Raw genomic sequence first — 17,056 nt, 5'->3', positions numbered from 1 at the left:
CTATAGACTATATACTATTAATTATTCTTTTCTCGGTAATTATTTTATGAACCGGTATATCATTTTTATCGGAGATTATTTTTTTAACTATCTGTATTTCAAAGGCTAAAGCAATTATTTTAACAGAAGATCGAACTTTTTTTAAAAAATTATCATAATATCCCAATCCTCTACCAATTCTATTACCCTGCGAATCAAAAGCCACTCCGGGGACTATTATTAAATCAAGATCTTCTGGCGGGCATAATCTTTGGTATTCTTTTTTTGGCTGTAAAATCCCCTTACTGCCTTTTTCTAATTCAACATCAAAATCATATATTTTTGAAGGGATTAAGTCAGGGTATTCTGGTAAGATAATTGGAATAAAAACATTTTTACCCATCTTAATAGACATTTTAATTATTTCTTCCGTTTGCACTTCGCTTTTAGTGGCAGCATAAAACAGAATATTTTGGGAATTTTTATACTCTATTGTCTGGGATAGATTTAATAATATTTTTTGACTTTTTTCCCTGACATCTTCAGTAGATTGGGAAAGTCTTTTTTTTAGTGTGTCCCTTCGTATTTCCTCTTTGTTCATAATTTTTATTATAATATAGTGATTTATTATTTTTGTCAAAATTTTATCGATAATTTGATATTGTTCGTCGCTTATTGATAATAAACGTTTATATAATCATAAATAAATTATAAAACCCCGCTATGTCGTGTGTGTTAGGTTTTGTACCTGTTCCTAAACAGGTGGGCATCTACCCAAATGCTTCACGTTTCCGCGTCAACAAAAAAGTTAACGTTAGGTATTTGCCTTTCCTCCGGTGGAGGGAGACTTACCTTAGGCATACATTCTACATTTAGAGTTCGATCCCTCTTTATATAGTGTTGGTTCAAAACTTAATCAGCCAGCACGAGCACAGCAGGGTGATTTATTTATTTTCTTTGTCTTTATAATAGCACACTTTATGGTATCTTTCAATTTAAATTAGTCGTTAGTCGTTAGTCAATAGTCGTTAGTATTAAATTCAAGATAGAGTATAATATAATTGACCGATTTATCAATTTGCCGATGCACCAATTACAGAAAGACTAAGAAAAGATAGTATCCAGTAAAGATACAGATTAAGAAAAACAAGAATCAAGTATCGAGAGAAGAAAAAGTATTATTAGGATAAATTTAATTTTATATACAACTCTTGCAATTGTTTTTGATCTACTTCAGACGGAGCATCAGTTAAAAGACAGGTAGCCTTTTGGGTCTTGGGAAAGGCAATCACTTCTCTAATAGAGGAAGCTCCGGCTAACAGCATAACCATCCTATCCAGGCCAAAGGCAATCCCTCCATGGGGTGGAGCTCCATATTTTAAAGCACGTAATAAAAATCCGAATTTTTGTTCAGCCTTTTTACTATCTATCCCCAATAATTTAAAAATTATTTTTTGAAGTTCTGTATGGTGTATTCTAATGCTCCCGCCTCCGATTTCGTTTCCGTTTAGAACTAAATCATATGCTTTTGAACGTACCATTAAGGGATTGGTCTCCAGTAATTTAATATCTTCTTCAAGGGGTGCCGTAAAAGGATGATGAACCGATTCATATCTTTTTTCTTCTGAATTATATTCCAATAAAGGAAAATTTGTAACCCAAAGAAAATTAATTTCCTTTTCATTCTGATTAACAAGGTTTAAATCATGCGCTAATTTTATTCTTAAATTTCCCAATGCACTATAAACTATTTCCTTTTGATCAGCAGCTATTAAGATAATGTCGCCCGGATTTGCATTGGTTTTACGTATAACTTCTTCTATTTCTTGGGTAGAAAGAAATTTAGCTATAGAAGAATGAAACTCTTTTCCTTCTATAATTTTTATATAGAACAGTCCTTTAGCGCCAAAGGAAGCAACAAACAGTTGCAATTCATCAAGCTTCTTTCGAGAAAATTCCCCGGCATTTTCAACTTTTATAGCACCTATTTCCCCTTTGTTCTTAATGACTTCTCCTAATACTTTAAAAGAAGTTTCTGGAAATATTTCTGTTAGATTTACTATCTCCATGCCAAATCTTAAGTCTGGTTTATCCACACCGTACCTGGAAATCGCTTCTTGATAATCCATTTTTCTAAAAGGCGTTTTTATTTGAATATTAAATAATTTTTTATAGAGCTGAACAAACATTTTTTCTACCAGATTAAATATATCATCCCGGTCCACAAAGGACATTTCCATATCAAGTTGAGTAAATTCCGGTGCCCTATCTGCTCTTAAATCTTCGTCACGGAAACATCTTACTATCTGGTAGTATTTTTCAAATCCTGCCACCATTAATAACTGTTTAAATAATTGAGGAGATTGGGGCAGGGCATAAAATTTACCCGGATTGACTCTACTGGGAACTATATAATCTCTTGCTCCTTCCGGAGTACTCTTAGTTAAAAAGGGTGTTTCTATATCTAAAAAACCTTCACTATTTAAAAAATTTCTTATTTCCGCACAAGTTTGATGCCGCAAATACAAGTTTCTTTGCATCTTTGATTGCCTTAAATCCAGATATCTATATTTTAATCTTAGATTATCATTTATTTCAATTTTATCATTTATATTAAAAGGAAGTGTATCGGAAGTATTTAGTATTTTTACCTGTCTGGCTTTGATTTCGACCTCTCCGGTTGGCATATTAGGATTTTTTGCATTAGCTAAACGAGAGGCAACCTTCCCTTCAACTGCAATCACATATTCATTTTTGATGATATGGGCTTTGTCATGCACTGCAGCAGAGACTTCAGGATCAAAAACAATTTGGGTAATCCCCTCTCGATCCCTCAAATCAATAAATATCAAACCGCCATGGTCTCTTCTGCTCTGAGCCCAACCCATTAAAATTACTTCCTTTCCTATATCATTTTTCCTGAGTTCTCCACAGGAATTGGTTTTCTTCCAAGAACCCATAGGTTCAATAATATTTTTCTTGTTTGTCATTTTATTTGTCTACACTCCTTTGTAAATATGTATCTAGTATCGAGTAAAAACAGTACTTAATATCTAGTATATAGTATTCAGTAAAGAGAAGAGAACTGGAATAATTCACCGATTAAATTAGTCGTTAGTCGTTAGTATTAAATTCAAGATACAATATAATATAATTATCCGATTTACCAATTCACTAATGCACCGATTTACCAATTAGAGAAATACTAAGAAAAGATTGTATCGAGTATCCAGTAAAGATACAGATTTTTATTCTGGCTTTTTTAGTAACCAGCTAACAAAATATTTTACACTTAAGACTGTTCTCATGGATAAATCTTATTCAGCATCCTGGGAAAGGGGATGGTTTCGCGAATATGATTCAGACCGCATATCCAGGCAACCGTTCTTTCTATCCCTAAACCAAATCCGGAATGAGGGACTGATCCATATTTTCTTAAATCTAAATACCATTCGTACTTTTCTCTGGGCAATCCATGTTCTTTAAGTCTTTGTTCTAATAATTTATAATCATCAATTCTTTGTCCGCCTCCGATAATTTCACCATATCCTTCCGGCGCTAAAAGATCGGCTCCCAATACAACTTCTTCTCTTTCCGGATCAGGTTTCATATAAAATGCCTTGCACTTTACCGGATAGCGGTGAACAAATACCGGCCGATCATATTTATTGGATAAAATAGTTTCATCCTCTCCGCCAAAGTCATCTCCCCATTCAACTTTTACTCCGTTACTTTTTAAAATATCTATTGCTTCATCATATGAGATCCTGGGAAAAGGTGTCATGATAAGCTTTAATTTTGATGTATCTCTTTCTAATATATTTAATTCTTGCGTCCTTTTTTCTAACACTTTCCCGACAATATAAGCTATTAAATTCTCTTCAATTTTATTGCATTCCTCAAAATCCACATAGGATGCTTCGGGTTCTACCATCCAAAACTCCATCAGATGTCTTCTGGTTTTAGATTTTTCAGCTCGAAAAGTTGGTCCAAAACAATATACTTTTCCGAAAGCTGCAGCGGTTGCCTCATTGTAAAGCTGTCCGCTTTGTGTAAGGTAAGCCTTATCGCCGAAATATTCGGTCTCAAATAAAGTAGTAGTTCCTTCGCAAGCGGCTGGGGTAAGTATGGGAGTATCTATTAAAATAAAACCATTCGTATCTAAAAAATCGCGTATAGATTTGATTATTTCTGCCCTTATTTTTAAAATAGCGTTTTGCCGAGGTGTTCTTAGCCAGAGATGGCGGTAATCCATCAGATATCCTGTACCATGTTCTTTCAGGGTAATTGGGTAATTATCTTCAGCTGGACTAACTACTTCAATATTCTTTACCAACACTTCATATCCCAAAGGAACTCTCTTTTCTTCTTTCACTAATCCTGTTACTTTTATCGATGATTCATAACTAATATTATCCGCTTGATCGAAAATATTTTCATCCATTTCGTTTTTGATGAGAGTTGCCTGAACAAAACTTGTTCCATCCCTCACAATCAAGAATTTTATTTTACCGCTGGAACGTCTATTGTAGAGCCATCCCCTAATTTCCACTTCTTTTCCTTCATAATTTGCAATATCGCTTATTCTAATAACTTCCATATATTTCCTCCTATAGGGAGTCAGGTTAGGTTGTATTACATGCCTGATCTCTTTTATAATTGATCGATCAAGTCATCTATCTTAACTTCTTTTTGTTCTTTGGTTTGCATATTGCGAAGAATAACCATATGTTTGGAAAATTCTTCTTCTCCAACTATAACTGTATATCTGGCTCCACTTTTATTAGCAATCCTCATCTGCGATTTTAGACTACTTTCGGAATAATCCATATCAGCCGATAAACCTGCATTTCTTATTTTTTGCAATAATCCAAAAGCTGCTTCTATATTCTCATCCTTAGCTTTAGCTACAAATACATCTAAGGCCTTTTCTTCAGGCCATTTGATCTGCTGTTGTTCTATAACAATCATCATTCTCTCTATTCCTGCGGCAAATCCTACTGCCGGAGTCGATTTTCCTCCCAATTCCTCAATCAAGTCATCATATCTTCCGCCTCCACCTATCGCATTCTGAGCTCCTAAGCCTCCTGATATAATTTCAAAAGCGGTTTTAGTATAATAATCTAATCCCCTTACCAATTTAGGATCCTCTTTAAATATTATTTTTTGATCGTGGAGAAATGATTTTACTTCTGAAAAATGTAATTTACATTCCTGACAAAGATTTTCAATAATTAACGGGGCTGATGCTATGATTTTTTTACAACTATCTTTTTTACAATCTAAAACTCTTAAAGGATTTTTATTATACCTTTCTTTGCATTCCAAACATAGAAAACTTTTTTTATCTTCCAGATATTTTTTTAATTTTTGGACATAAGCACCTCTACACTCTTTACAACCGACACTATTTATTAATATCTCAAGATTTTTTAAGCCCAACTTTTTATAAACATCTAAAACGGTAATGATTACCTCAGCATCTGCGGCGGAAGATTTAGTGCCAATTATCTCGATCCCAAATTGATTAAACTGCCGAAATCTGCCTGACTGCGGTTTTTCACATCTGAACATTGGACCAAGATAAAATAGCTTAATTACTTTCGAAATTCTATCCATACTCTTTTCCAAATAAGCTCTAACTACCGGTGCTGTTCCTTCAGGACGTAAGGTCAAGCTCCTCCCTTTTCTATCAAGAAAAGTAAACATTTCTTTAGTTACTATATCGGTTGATTCGCCTATTCCCCGTACAAAAAGGTCTGTGTATTCAAAGAACGGTGTCCTTATTTCTTTGTATCCATATTTATTTAATATCTCTTTTATCCTATCTTCGATATAATACCATTTTGAAATATCTTCAGGTAAAATATCCTGTGTCCCTTTGGGAACTTTAATCAACAATATTCTCCTCCTTTACATGGGATTAAGTCACAATCTTAAGAATAGTTTCCCTTTTTTCTTTCTTAATAACTATATTGACGTTCCATAAATGCTTTTTTATCTATGGCTTTTTTCATAGCGTCTTCCCGGCTAATTTTATCTTCCATTACTAAATCTTTCAAAGACTGATCTAAACTTTGCATACCGTCTTTTTTGCTAATTTGTATAGTAGAAGGAATTTGATGAGTTTTTCCCTCCCTGATCAAGTTCCTGATTGCCGGGTTAGCTATCATTATTTCTAAAGCCGCTGCCCTGCCAGCACCATCAAGGGTTGGTAATAAGGTTTGGGCAATAATTCCCTGCAAAGAACCGGCCAGCTGCATTCTTACCTGGTTTTGTTGATGGGGGGGAAATACGTCAATGATTCTTTCCACGGTTTCGGCTGCACTAATAGTATGGAGAGTGGAAAATACCAGATGTCCGGTTTCGGCGGCGGTCAAAGCCATAGAAATAGTCTCCAGATCTCTCATTTCACCTACCAGGATTACGTCAGGATCCTCTCTTAGGGCGTTCCTTAAGGCAGAACTAAATGAGGGAGTATGAGAACCTATCTCTCTTTGGGAAACAATACAATTTTTGTGAGCGTGAATAAATTCAATGGGATCCTCAATGGTAATTATATTAATATATTTATTTTTATTGATAATATCGATCAAGGCAGCAATAGTCGTTGATTTACCGCTTCCGGTAGGTCCGGTTACCAAGACCAATCCCTTCTCTTTTTCAGAAAAATCGGCAAGAATCGAGGGCAACCCTAATTCAGAAAGAGTTTTAATTTTCTCCGGTATCAATCTAAAGGCAGCTCCTTCTCCACGACGATGTTTAAAGGCATTTATCCTGAAACGAGCAATATTAGCTAATTCATAAGATAAATCTAATTCACCGTTTTTTTCAAAATCTCTCTTCTGTTTTTCATTTAGAATACTGTATATCATTCCATGAGTTATCTCCTGGGTCAATTCCGGAAAATTCAATTTGGTTAATTTTCCGTTTATACGAATGATAGGGGGTATCCCAATATTCAGATGTAAATCAGAAGCATTTTTTTCCTTGGTGATATTTAATAATTCATTTACCTCCATTTTAAACCTCCTCTTTGTTTTCCGCTAAGCACAAATTACAGTCGATTGGATGATTAATTATCTTTATTACTAAATATTTGGTTAATGGTCTCACCAATATTTTCAAAAGAAGACAAGACTATTTTTATCTTTCTTTGGGTAATCTCTTTAATCATTTCAATAGCCTCTTCATCTGTAGGGTCAGCCATGGCAACAGCCAATTCGTCATTTATTTCCATTATAGGTATCGCTTTATATTTCTTGAGAGTACTTTTAGAAAGATTCTTGGATAAGTTAATATCAATATTACCAATATTTATTTGAACATAAGGAAGGTTTAACTGTTTTCCCAAGACCCAATTTATTTCATCTTGCGTAACTCTACCCAGTTTAATTAAAATTTCACCAATTCTTTTTTCACTCTTTTTCTGAATGGCCAATCCTTCCTCTAATTGTTGCGGTGTAATAATTTTATAGTTTATTAACATTTCTCCCAATTTTTGATGCTGCTTTTTTCCTTCTTGTTTTTCTTTCATTTGAACATTCCTCCTTAAAATCCATTGCACTATTTATATTATACATAAATCTATAAAAGTAAATTTTGAAGGGATCAATTGCTTTAAAATAATTAATATTATAAAAAAATCCCTGACAATACTTTTAATCAAGTATCATCAGGGACGAGAATTACTCGCGGTGCCACCCTGCTTGAATGGTAATTGATCCATTCCGTCTCACAGCCATTTAACGGAGGCTAACCGATTTAGTTTACTTTATTTTTCAACTTAATTTATTCTTTAGGGGTCTTTCAATCACCTTTTCTTCATGCATTTTTAAAAAGGTGATCTACTTTCCTATGATCATATTATTACTATTCTTTTTTAAAAATTTAAGTAATTGTATATAATTTTAAGGATAAAGTCAAATTAATTATAAAAAGTAGGCTAAGCTTAATAGCCTCCTCGAGTTTCCATAAATACTTTTTTGTCAATGGCTTTTTTAATGGCCTCTTCCCGGCTGATTTTTCCTTCTACCAGTAACTCTTTCAAAGATTGATCTAAACTTATCATTCCTTCTTTCCTGCCCATTTGAATGGTGGCAGGCAATTGGTGAATCTTTTCTTCACGTATAATATTTCTAATTGCCGGAGTTGCAATCATCAATTCTACTGCCGGAACCCTTGCCTCCTCATCAATGGTAGGTATCAAAGTTTGGGCGACAATACCCAAAAGAGATTCGGCAACTTGCATTCTAATCTGAAACTGTTGGTGTGGAGGAAAAACATTGATTACTCTTTCTACGGTTTCTGCTGCACTGTTAGTATGAAGAGTGGAAAATACCAAATGTCCGGTTTCAGCAGCTGTTACTGCCATAGAAATAGTTTCCAGGTCTCTCATTTCTCCTACCAATATTACATCGGGGTCTTCTCTTAAAGCACTTCTTAAGGCATAAGCAAAAGAATCGGTATGAATTCCCACTTCTCTCTGGTCTATCACGCAATTTTTATGATTATGAATGAACTCGATAGGGTCTTCAATGGTTATAATATGTTCATATCTTTCTTGGTTTATAATATCAATCAAAGCTGCTATGGTGGTGGTTTTTCCGCTACCGGTAGGACCGGTAACCAAGACAAAACCCTTAGATTTTTTAGTAAAAATGGCTAATTCTTCCGGCAAACCTAACTGGGAAAGAGATTTTATTTTTTCAGGGATTAATCTAAAGGCAGCTGCTTCACCTCGACGAGTTTTAAATATATTAGTTCTAAATCTGGTCAAATCTTCCAATTCAAAAGAAAAATCTAATTCATTAAGTTCCTCATATTTTTCTTTTTGTTTATCGGAAAGCATACTATAGATCATCTCATGAACATTTTGTTTATTTAGTTCCGGGAGATTTAATTTTCTTAATTTTCCATTAATACGTAAAATTGGCGGTATTCCAACCGTTATATGCAAATCAGAAGCTTCTCTTTCTTTGGTGATAGTTAAAAGCTCTCTTATATTCATATTATTGAATTTTTCCTTTCCTATATTTTTTAGAATTAGAAAAGATTTATTTAAATTTATTTTTCATTTTACCAGAGAAAACATTAATATGCAAAAAAGAGGCAATCCGCTGATCCGCCGATCCTCCAATTGACCGATTAAAGTAGACATTAGTGTTTAGTTAGCCAACTAATCAAACGATTATTCTTATTTACGCAATATTCTTTACTTGATACTGGATACTATTTCAAACCTGACTTTTCTTTTAATTTCTCAGCTTTATCAGTCTTTTCCCAGGTAAAATCTTCATCTGACCTTCCAAAATGACCGTAGGCAGCCGTCTTCCTAAAGATAGGCCTTCTCAGCTTCAGGTGTCTTATTATTGCTTCCGGGCGCAAATCAAAATTCTTTTCAATTAATTCTAATATTTTTGAATGAGCAATTTTTTCTGTACCGAAAGTATCTATCATGATAGAAACAGGATGAGCTACACCTATAGCATAGGCAATTTGTATCTCACATTTATCAGCCAATTCGGCTGCTACAATATTTTTGGCGATATACCTGGCCATATAACTGCCGGACCTGTCTACTTTAGTGGGATCTTTTCCGGAGAAACATCCTCCACCGTGACTTCCCACTCCACCATAGGTATCGACAATTATTTTTCTGCCCGTTACACCGGTATCTGCTTGAGGACCACCAATAGCAAATCTTCCGGTAGCATTAATAAAATATTTAGTATGTTGGTCGAGATATTTTTGAGGAATAACATAATTGATCACTTTTTCCTTAATATCTTTCTGAATAGTATCATAGGGAACATCCGGATGATGCTGGGCTGCAATGACTATCGCCTCTACTCTTAGTGGTTCTCCATTTTCATATTCAACTGTTACTTGAGACTTTCCATCGGGTCTAAGATAAGGAAGGATCTTCTTTTTTCTTGCTTCTGCCAGCCGATAAGTTAATTTATGAGCTAATATTATAGGAAGGGGCATCAATTCGGGAGTTTCTCTGCAAGCATAACCAAACATCATTCCTTGATCACCCGCCCCGGTAGTTTCTACGTTATTTTTATTTTTCTCCACTTCTTTTACTTCCCATGATTTACTCACTCCCTGATCAATATCTTTAGATTGTTCATCAATAGAGGTTAATACTGCACAAGTATCACCATCAAATCCATATTTAGCCCTGGTATAACCTATCTCGCGGATAGTTTTACGTACTATTTTGGGAATATCCACATAACAGGAAGTAGTAATCTGTCCGGCAACCAAAACCAATCCGGTGGCTACTAAAGTTTCTACTGCTACTCTTCCAAAGGCATCTTCTTGGTAGATGGCATCCAGTATAGCATCAGAAATTTGATCAGCAATCTTATCCGGATGTCCTTCGGTTACGGATTCAGAAGTAAATAAATATTTATTTTTCAACTCTCACATCTCCTTTTTTGTTGATTTTAAATTAAAAAAAACCCCTTCTATGCCGAAGAGGTAATTTTCTTCTTATCTCTCGGAATTGTATTTCCGCGGGAATTAGCACCGACATAATGCATTGCTTGTTGCATTATAGGTTGCTGGGCTTCTTAGGGTCCGTCCCTCCGCCAACTCTTGATAAGAGTAACTTATTTTTTTGTTAAAATACCACAGTTAAAATCTAATGTCAAATTATTTCATATCAGGTATATAGCATCACATCTTAGTATTTTTTTAATTGGAGAATCGGTGAATTGGTAAATTCTTTTAACTATAAATATTTCTTATAATTGTGATTGTTAACCATTCTTTTAATAATCTTCTTTAAGTCACCTTCTCGTTTTTTGGGATAGATCAATTTTATATCCCCACTTGACACAATAACTAAATCAGATAAGCCTATAGTGACTACTAAACCTTCATCGTTTATGATTACGCACCTCTCGGTATCCACTCCTTCATGGCTGCCTTTAATTACATTACCATCTTTGTCCCGAGGGAAAATTCTTTCCATCGACGTCCAGGAACCAATATCATCCCAACTAAAATCACCTTTTACCACCAATCTGTTTGAAACTTTCTCCATAATCGCATAATCTATAGATATTTTTTCTAATCCATAAAATACATCCTTTAAGATTTCTTTTTTGTGCAAGGTTCCTAAACTATCTTTAACTTTCATGAGTCCTTGGTAAAGATTGGGAATTTCCTTTTTTATAGCCTTTAATATATCAGCGCAAGTCCAAACAAATATTCCGCTATTCCAGAGATACTTTTTCTCGCTAATAAATTTTTTAGCAGTTTCTAAATCCGGTTTTTCAGTAAAATTATTTACTGCACAAGCCGTAATATTTTCCGTCTTTTTTACTTCCTCACCAACGTAAATATAACCATATCCGGTTTCTGGTCGTGATGGTTTTATCCCTATAGTAATTAAATTACCCGTTTCGCGAGCAAGAACACAAGCTTCTTTAATTACCTCTAAAAACTTTTCGCAATCTTTTATTATATGATCTATGGGCAGTGTAATCATAGTGGTGGCGGGGTCTTTATATCTGTGTTCAAGAATTACTGCCGCCAAACCGACACAAGCAGCCGTATCTTTACCCACCGGCTCAAGGATATAATTTAGATAATCCATCTCCGGAAGAGCATCTTTTATGCTATTAAAGAGGTCTTCCGTAGTAGAAATAAATATATCTGATAAATCAATGAGCGGTAAAACGCGATTAACGGTTTCTCTAATCATACTATTTCCACCGGTAATAGATAATAGCTGTTTAGGTGTGTCAAATCGGCTATGCGGCCAAAATCTTTGACCCCTGCCTCCCGCCATCAAGACGGCAACATTTTTCATTAATATTATCCTCCCTTTTAAAAAGAGTATATAGTAAAGAAAATACAGTCTCAGTAACTATAACAATTTACACTTGATATGATAACAAGCTTATTATTATATTAACGCGAACCTTGATATAAGAAAAAGTTTTTACTTTTAATTTTAAAGTCAATTTATTATATATTTATTTTTATGATATATCAAAAAAATATTTTGCTTTACTTGTTAATTATTAAAGGGTACAACCTTTTATACAAAACAAAAGTCAAAACACCGCTAATCATCCCTTTTAAAAGATTAAAAGGAACAATAGCAGGAATTAAGAGATTCACTACAATGTCTCTATTAACACCTAAATAGAGAGGGGTGATTATCAGATTAGCCGGGATCATTACCAAGGTCATAGCTAAAGTGCCCAGGATTAATCCTAAAATTGCCCCCTTCTTGTTATGATAAAATAAATAAAGTTGTGATGATACAAATACGAAAGTTCCGGTGGCTAAAAAATTCATCAAAGCACCATAAGGACCACCTTGCCCCGTAATAAAAGCAAATAGTAATGCAGTAATCAAAGCCATCAAAACACCTGTTTTTGACCCCAATTTAAAAGAACCTATCAAGAGGAATATACTCCCAGGATCATATAATAAAAATGGTGCTTGAGGCAAAATAGGAAAGTGAATAAAATACCCTGTAACTATTGACAAGGCTACTAATATAGAAATTCCGGTAATTTTTCTGCTGTCCATACCAATTCTCCTTCTTTAATTTTTTGTGGGAAACCATTATTTAATTAATAATATTCAGTTTCCCTATCATTTGAAAATATTTCCTAAAATAAAATATCCCCGAAAAAACTATATTTTCTCGGGGATATTTCTTATCTAAAATAAATTACTTCTCCTCCCTTCCAGACTATACTGTCGGCTCTGGCTTTTCACCAGATCTGATCGATACCCAGAAATTGATATCGAGCTCGTGGGCTTATTATCTCCTCTTGCTAATCTTTATTTTTAGTTAGGAAAATAATTTTACCACCGGTCGGGAATTGGTTATCTCTTGCGATAACCTTACCCTGCCCCGAAAAAGTTAAATTTCCGATATTCTATTTTTATTGACTATATCACTTTATTCGATTGTTTGCAATAACTAACTACACTAATTCACCAATTGGCCGATTCACCGATTGACCAATTAAGTACGGGTCGAATTTATTCGACCCAAAACGGGTTCGATGAATCGAATCCTTACATTTACATAGGCTTGCCACTAATTACTCATCACTTATCACAGTTTTTCTATAAGCTATCTGCAAGGTTTATTCAGTATATTTGATCTCATTTTGAACTTCTTCCCAGCTAAATCCCCTTAGATTAGCGTAATATTCCAATACTTTATTCAAATAATTATCGGGTAATTCTTGGTTATTGGCTAATCGTTCCTGCACGGCATAAGGTCCTTGGTTGTAGGCAATAACAGCAGTTTTTAAATCATTAAAATCTCTATTCAATATAGATAAATAATATACCCCTATTTTAATATTTTTAACGGGATCAAATAATGTTTTCTCTGCACCATCCCATTTTATATTAATATTTTCTGCCAATTCCGGAGCTATAAATCTTCTCACCTGACATAACCCATAGGCATAAGAATCAGAAACTGCAGTTGGTTCGTAATTGCTTTCTGTTTTTATGATAGAAGTTATTAATAAAGGATTGAAATTATATTTAATAGATTCTTCATAAATAGTTTTAGATATCTCGTATATAGATTTACTATCTAAAGTAGAATTATTTTGGGATATTTCGTTTACTGTTTTTGTAATATAATATTCCCTTTTTACTTCATTGGAAATCATCCCGGTCAATTCTTGTAATTGCATATAAATTTCAGTAAATTGATCTCTGCCTATTTTGGTCTGATTATATTTTTTAGTTTCATCGGTCAAATTTTCCACCATAGTCACTATTTTCTCATTTATACTAACAATCCTTTCGTTCTCCAGACTAATATTCTCCACATATTTTTCTATTTGTGTACTCAAGTTATTTATGGTAACTTGTAATGTAATAAATAAGATAATTAAAAAAAACATAAAAATAACCAGGGGTAAATGCAAGTTTTTATTGGTTTTTTCTCCTAATGAATTAACCATTTCCTTTTTTTCTCCTTTTTTCTTTTCATTCGACATAAATATCCCTCCTTAAGTTTTTTTTCGGGATAGTAATTTAATTTACTGTATTTTACACCCTTCGTTTATATCTTTATCCAGAGTTAATAAAACGACCTTATCTTTTTCCACCGCTGCTAAAAGCATACCTTGTGATTCTATTCCTCTAATTTTTACCGGCTGTAAATTAGCGACGATTACTATTTTTTTTCCTAATATTTCTTCGGCAGAGTAATGCTTTTTAATTCCGGCTACAATTGTTCGGATTTCTGTTCCTAAATTTATTTCTAATTTAAGCAGTTTATCTGCTCCTTCTACTTCTTCGGCTGAAGTAACTTTCCCTATCCTCAAATCAATTTTTTTAAATTCATCATAAGAAACAATCATGGGTTTATCATCTTGAAACTTTTTTTGCTCTTTATTTTTGATGTCAATCCTGGGAAAGATAATTTTACCCGGTTTAACTAAAGTTCCCGGTAATAATTTTCCCCAAGAGGCGTCTTCGTCAAATCTTATTTTCTCTAAACCGTTATTCAGTCCTAATTGCTCCCAAATTTCTTTTGCTTTTACCGGCATAAAGGGGTAAATCAAAATAGTAGATAAACGTATAGATTCAGCTAGATTAAATAAAATAGTTGATAATCTTTCCTTTTTAGAACTATCGCGCCCTAATATCCAGGGTTCTGTTTGATCAATATATTTATTCGTTCTTCTTATAAATTGCCAGATAGTTTCCAAGGCAGAGTTTAGTGATAAATTATTCATCTGAGTATAATATTTTTTTATAGTCTTTAAAGCAAAGGTTTCTAATTCTCCATCATATGCTTCTTGTTCTTTGCCTGGCTTAGGAATCTCTTTCTCAAAGTATTGGGTAATCATGGCTATAGTTCTGCTTACTAAATTTCCTAAATCGTTAGCTAAGTCATAATTTACTCTTTTTATCAATAAATCTTTAGAAAAATTACCGTCTTGTCCAAAGGAAACCTCTCTCATTAAAAAATATCTAAAGGCATCGGCGCCATATTCTTCGACCATTTTGTAGGGATCTACTACATTTCCCTTGGACTTTGACATTTTCTCTCCCTCTATGGTCCACCAGCCATGAGCAAAAACCATTCGAGGAAGTTCAACTCCGGCCGCCATTAACATAGTAAACCAAATAACGGTATGAAATCTTAATATATCTTTGCCCACAAGATGAACATCGGCCGGCCAATATTTCGCATATTTTTCCTTGTCTATTTGATATCCTGCTACCGTAAGATAATTTATTAATGCATCATACCAGACATAAATAACATGATTATTATCAAAAGGGACGTCTATCCCCCATTTCAGGCTTTTTTTCGTCCTGGTAATACTTTGATCTTTAAGACCACTTTTTACAAAACTGATAATTTCATTTCTTCTTGCTTTCGGTTTAATGCTTTGAGGGTTTTTTTCAAAATAGGATAGTATCCGGTCTTGATATTTTGACATTTTAAAGAAATAACTTTCTTCCTTTATCTTTTCTATCTTCTTTCCGCAAGAAGGACAGATTTCGTCGGTTAATTGGGTTTCAGTCCAGAATGTCTCGCAGGGCACGCAATACCAACCCTCATATTCCCCTTTGTAAATATCACCTTTTTCGTATAATTTCCTAAATATTTCTTGTACTACCTGGATATGTCTTGGTTCAGTTGTCCGAATAAAATCATCATATTCTATATTTAAACATGGCCAGAGATTTTTGAATTTTAATACTACCTTATCTGCCAGTTCCAAAGGGGTTAGATTCACCTTTTCTGCTGAACGGGCAATCTTTTGACCATGCTCATCAGTTCCGGTAGCAAAAAGGACGTCATACCCGGATAATTTTTTATACCTGGCCATCACATCTGCCGCTATGGTAGTGTAAGCATGCCCGATATGGGGAACATCATTAACATAATAGATAGGAGTAGTTATATAAAATGTTTTTTTCGATTTCTTACTTTCTTTCATGATAATTCACCTTTCTTTTTTCGTATATAGTAGTTCAATATAGCATCGAGTATCAAGATAAATTAAAGTAGTCTTTTATTTCTAATAACCTTTTATAGATCAGATTTTTGGGAATATTTAATTCTTCCTGAGTAATTTTAATAATATCTTTATTTGAATAACCCTGCTTTTTTAGCTTTTTTAAATATTCTTCTGTAATACCTGCATCTTTTAAAATATCTTCTGTATCGTTTCCCTTTCCTCTGGTTTTCCCCTCGACAATCAGGGTAATTTCACCTTTTACCTCTTTTTCATTAATTTCCTTTAGAACCCGCTTTAGATTACCTCTCATTATCTCTTCGTACTTCTTGGTTAACTCGCGAGCTAAGGCTATTTTTCTATCTCCCAAAATATCTAACATATCTTTTAGGGCTCTTTTTAATCGGTGAGGGGTTTCATAAAAAATAATGGTTCGATCTTCATCTTCTAATTCCTTAAAAACTCTCTTCCTTTCTTTAATTTTACGAGGTAAAAACCCTTCAAAAATAAATTTGTCAGTAGACAATCCTGATACAACCAGAGCAGTAATTAGGGCTGAAACACCTGGTACAGGAATTACTTTTATATCATTATTTAAAGCGAAATTGATCAATACATATCCTGGATCGGAAATTCCCGGCATACCCGCATCGGAAACCAAGGCTATATCCTGACCATTTTTTAACATTTCTACTAAATAAGGAGCTTTTTTAAATTTATTATACTCATAATAGCTGGTAACTTTGGTCTTTATTTGGTAATGATTTAATAATTTTCTAGTATGCCTGGTATCTTCAGCAGCAATTAATTTTACCTCTTTTAAAATCCTGATAGCCCGGAAAGTAATATCTTCTAAATTCCCGATAGGAGTTCCGCAGATATATAGAATTCCTTTTACTTTACTTTTATTCAAAGCCCTTATTTATCTCCACTTTTTTGTTTAATATTGAAATATGGGATTCTCAATGGTTAATTCCTCTTTTCCCCCTTTTGTGCCCTCCAATAAGACAAGATTTGCATTTTCTCCTTGCCGAGCATGAATAAATTTTACCACCTTTGGTTCAATATCGTATTTTTTTAAAGTGGTGATTAAT

At 33.9% G+C, this 17,056-nt stretch carries 13 protein-coding genes, 1 other RNA gene and 2 riboswitches; all 14 genes read right to left on the bottom strand.

Translation table 11 applies throughout. The features are described from left to right. Positions 1–7: 7 nt before the first annotated feature. Positions 8–580, bottom strand: coding sequence for a 5-formyltetrahydrofolate cyclo-ligase (locus ENO17_10480; protein ID HER25458.1), 573 nt, complete (start codon positions 578–580; stop codon positions 8–10). A gap of 110 nt (positions 581–690) precedes the next feature. Beyond that, positions 691–923, bottom strand: a non-coding RNA gene (gene ssrS, locus ENO17_10475) — 6S RNA. 237 nt (positions 924–1,160) lie between these two features. Further along, positions 1,161–2,969: an aspartate--tRNA ligase gene (gene aspS, locus ENO17_10470; GenBank protein HER25457.1), complete on the bottom strand. Its 1,809-nt coding sequence runs from the start codon at positions 2,967–2,969 to the stop codon at positions 1,161–1,163. 314 nt (positions 2,970–3,283) lie between these two features. Next, positions 3,284–4,579, bottom strand: coding sequence for an asparagine--tRNA ligase (locus ENO17_10465; protein ID HER25456.1), 1,296 nt, complete (start codon positions 4,577–4,579; stop codon positions 3,284–3,286). 53 nt (positions 4,580–4,632) lie between these two features. Then, positions 4,633–5,880 (bottom strand): histidine--tRNA ligase, encoded by a 1,248-nt coding sequence (locus tag ENO17_10460; protein ID HER25455.1) that lies wholly within the window; start codon positions 5,878–5,880, stop codon positions 4,633–4,635. A gap of 62 nt (positions 5,881–5,942) precedes the next feature. Beyond that, a complete protein-coding gene (locus tag ENO17_10455; GenBank protein ID HER25454.1) occupies positions 5,943–7,001 on the bottom strand; it encodes a type IV pilus twitching motility protein PilT in 1,059 nt (352 codons plus the stop codon). A gap of 53 nt (positions 7,002–7,054) precedes the next feature. After that, positions 7,055–7,516, bottom strand: a complete 462-nt coding sequence (locus tag ENO17_10450) for a hypothetical protein (GenBank protein ID HER25453.1) — start codon at positions 7,514–7,516, stop codon at positions 7,055–7,057. A gap of 414 nt (positions 7,517–7,930) precedes the next feature. Then, complete coding sequence (locus tag ENO17_10445; protein HER25452.1) at positions 7,931–8,989, bottom strand: type IV pilus twitching motility protein PilT; 1,059 nt, start codon at positions 8,987–8,989, stop codon at positions 7,931–7,933. Positions 8,990–9,210: 221 nt separating this feature from the next. After that, positions 9,211–10,407: a methionine adenosyltransferase gene (locus ENO17_10440; GenBank protein ID HER25451.1), complete on the bottom strand. Its 1,197-nt coding sequence runs from the start codon at positions 10,405–10,407 to the stop codon at positions 9,211–9,213. A 69-nt stretch (positions 10,408–10,476) separates the two neighbouring features. Next, positions 10,477–10,594: riboswitch (SAM riboswitch) on the bottom strand. A 126-nt stretch (positions 10,595–10,720) separates the two neighbouring features. Then, positions 10,721–11,806, bottom strand: a complete 1,086-nt coding sequence (locus tag ENO17_10435; protein ID HER25450.1) for a mannose-1-phosphate guanylyltransferase — start codon at positions 11,804–11,806, stop codon at positions 10,721–10,723. 200 nt (positions 11,807–12,006) lie between these two features. Then, on the bottom strand, positions 12,007–12,537 hold the full coding sequence (locus ENO17_10430; GenBank protein ID HER25449.1) for an ECF transporter S component: 531 nt from the start codon (positions 12,535–12,537) through the stop codon (positions 12,007–12,009). Between the two features lie 145 nt (positions 12,538–12,682). Then, positions 12,683–12,880: riboswitch (FMN riboswitch) on the bottom strand. A 226-nt stretch (positions 12,881–13,106) separates the two neighbouring features. Continuing rightward, a complete protein-coding gene (locus ENO17_10425) occupies positions 13,107–13,982 on the bottom strand; it encodes a hypothetical protein (GenBank protein ID HER25448.1) in 876 nt (291 codons plus the stop codon). Positions 13,983–14,024: 42 nt separating this feature from the next. Next, on the bottom strand, positions 14,025–15,944 hold the full coding sequence (metG, locus tag ENO17_10420) for a methionine--tRNA ligase (protein HER25447.1): 1,920 nt from the start codon (positions 15,942–15,944) through the stop codon (positions 14,025–14,027). 52 nt (positions 15,945–15,996) lie between these two features. Continuing rightward, positions 15,997–16,875, bottom strand: coding sequence for a 16S rRNA (cytidine(1402)-2'-O)-methyltransferase (rsmI, locus tag ENO17_10415; protein HER25446.1), 879 nt, complete (start codon positions 16,873–16,875; stop codon positions 15,997–15,999). Positions 16,876–17,056: the final 181 nt, after the last annotated feature.

It is taken from the genome of Candidatus Atribacteria bacterium, assembly GCA_011056645.1.
GTDB classification, from domain to species: domain Bacteria; phylum Atribacterota; class Phoenicimicrobiia; order Phoenicimicrobiales; family Phoenicimicrobiaceae; genus Sediminicultor; species Sediminicultor quartus.
Note: the sequence above shows the minus strand (reverse complement) of the source record. Positions and strands in the feature narration are given on the sequence as shown.

Excerpts from the sequence above, each read along its gene's own strand:
- ENO17_10425 (HER25448.1), bottom strand. The coding sequence starts at position 13,982 with ATGTCGAATGAAAAGAAAAAAGGAGAAAAAAAGGAAATGGTTAATTCA.
- ENO17_10435 (HER25450.1), bottom strand. The coding sequence starts at position 11,806 with ATGAAAAATGTTGCCGTCTTGATGGCGGGAGGCAGGGGTCAAAGATTT.
- metG (HER25447.1), bottom strand. The coding sequence starts at position 15,944 with ATGAAAGAAAGTAAGAAATCGAAAAAAACATTTTATATAACTACTCCT.
- ENO17_10455 (HER25454.1), bottom strand. The coding sequence starts at position 7,001 with ATGGAGGTAAATGAATTATTAAATATCACCAAGGAAAAAAATGCTTCT.
- aspS (HER25457.1), bottom strand. The coding sequence starts at position 2,969 with ATGACAAACAAGAAAAATATTATTGAACCTATGGGTTCTTGGAAGAAA.
- ENO17_10465 (HER25456.1), bottom strand. The coding sequence starts at position 4,579 with ATGGAAGTTATTAGAATAAGCGATATTGCAAATTATGAAGGAAAAGAA.
- ENO17_10430 (HER25449.1), bottom strand. The coding sequence starts at position 12,537 with ATGGACAGCAGAAAAATTACCGGAATTTCTATATTAGTAGCCTTGTCA.
- ENO17_10450 (HER25453.1), bottom strand. The coding sequence starts at position 7,516 with ATGAAAGAAAAACAAGAAGGAAAAAAGCAGCATCAAAAATTGGGAGAA.
- ENO17_10480 (HER25458.1), bottom strand. The coding sequence starts at position 580 with ATGAACAAAGAGGAAATACGAAGGGACACACTAAAAAAAAGACTTTCC.
- ENO17_10445 (HER25452.1), bottom strand. The coding sequence starts at position 8,989 with ATGAATATAAGAGAGCTTTTAACTATCACCAAAGAAAGAGAAGCTTCT.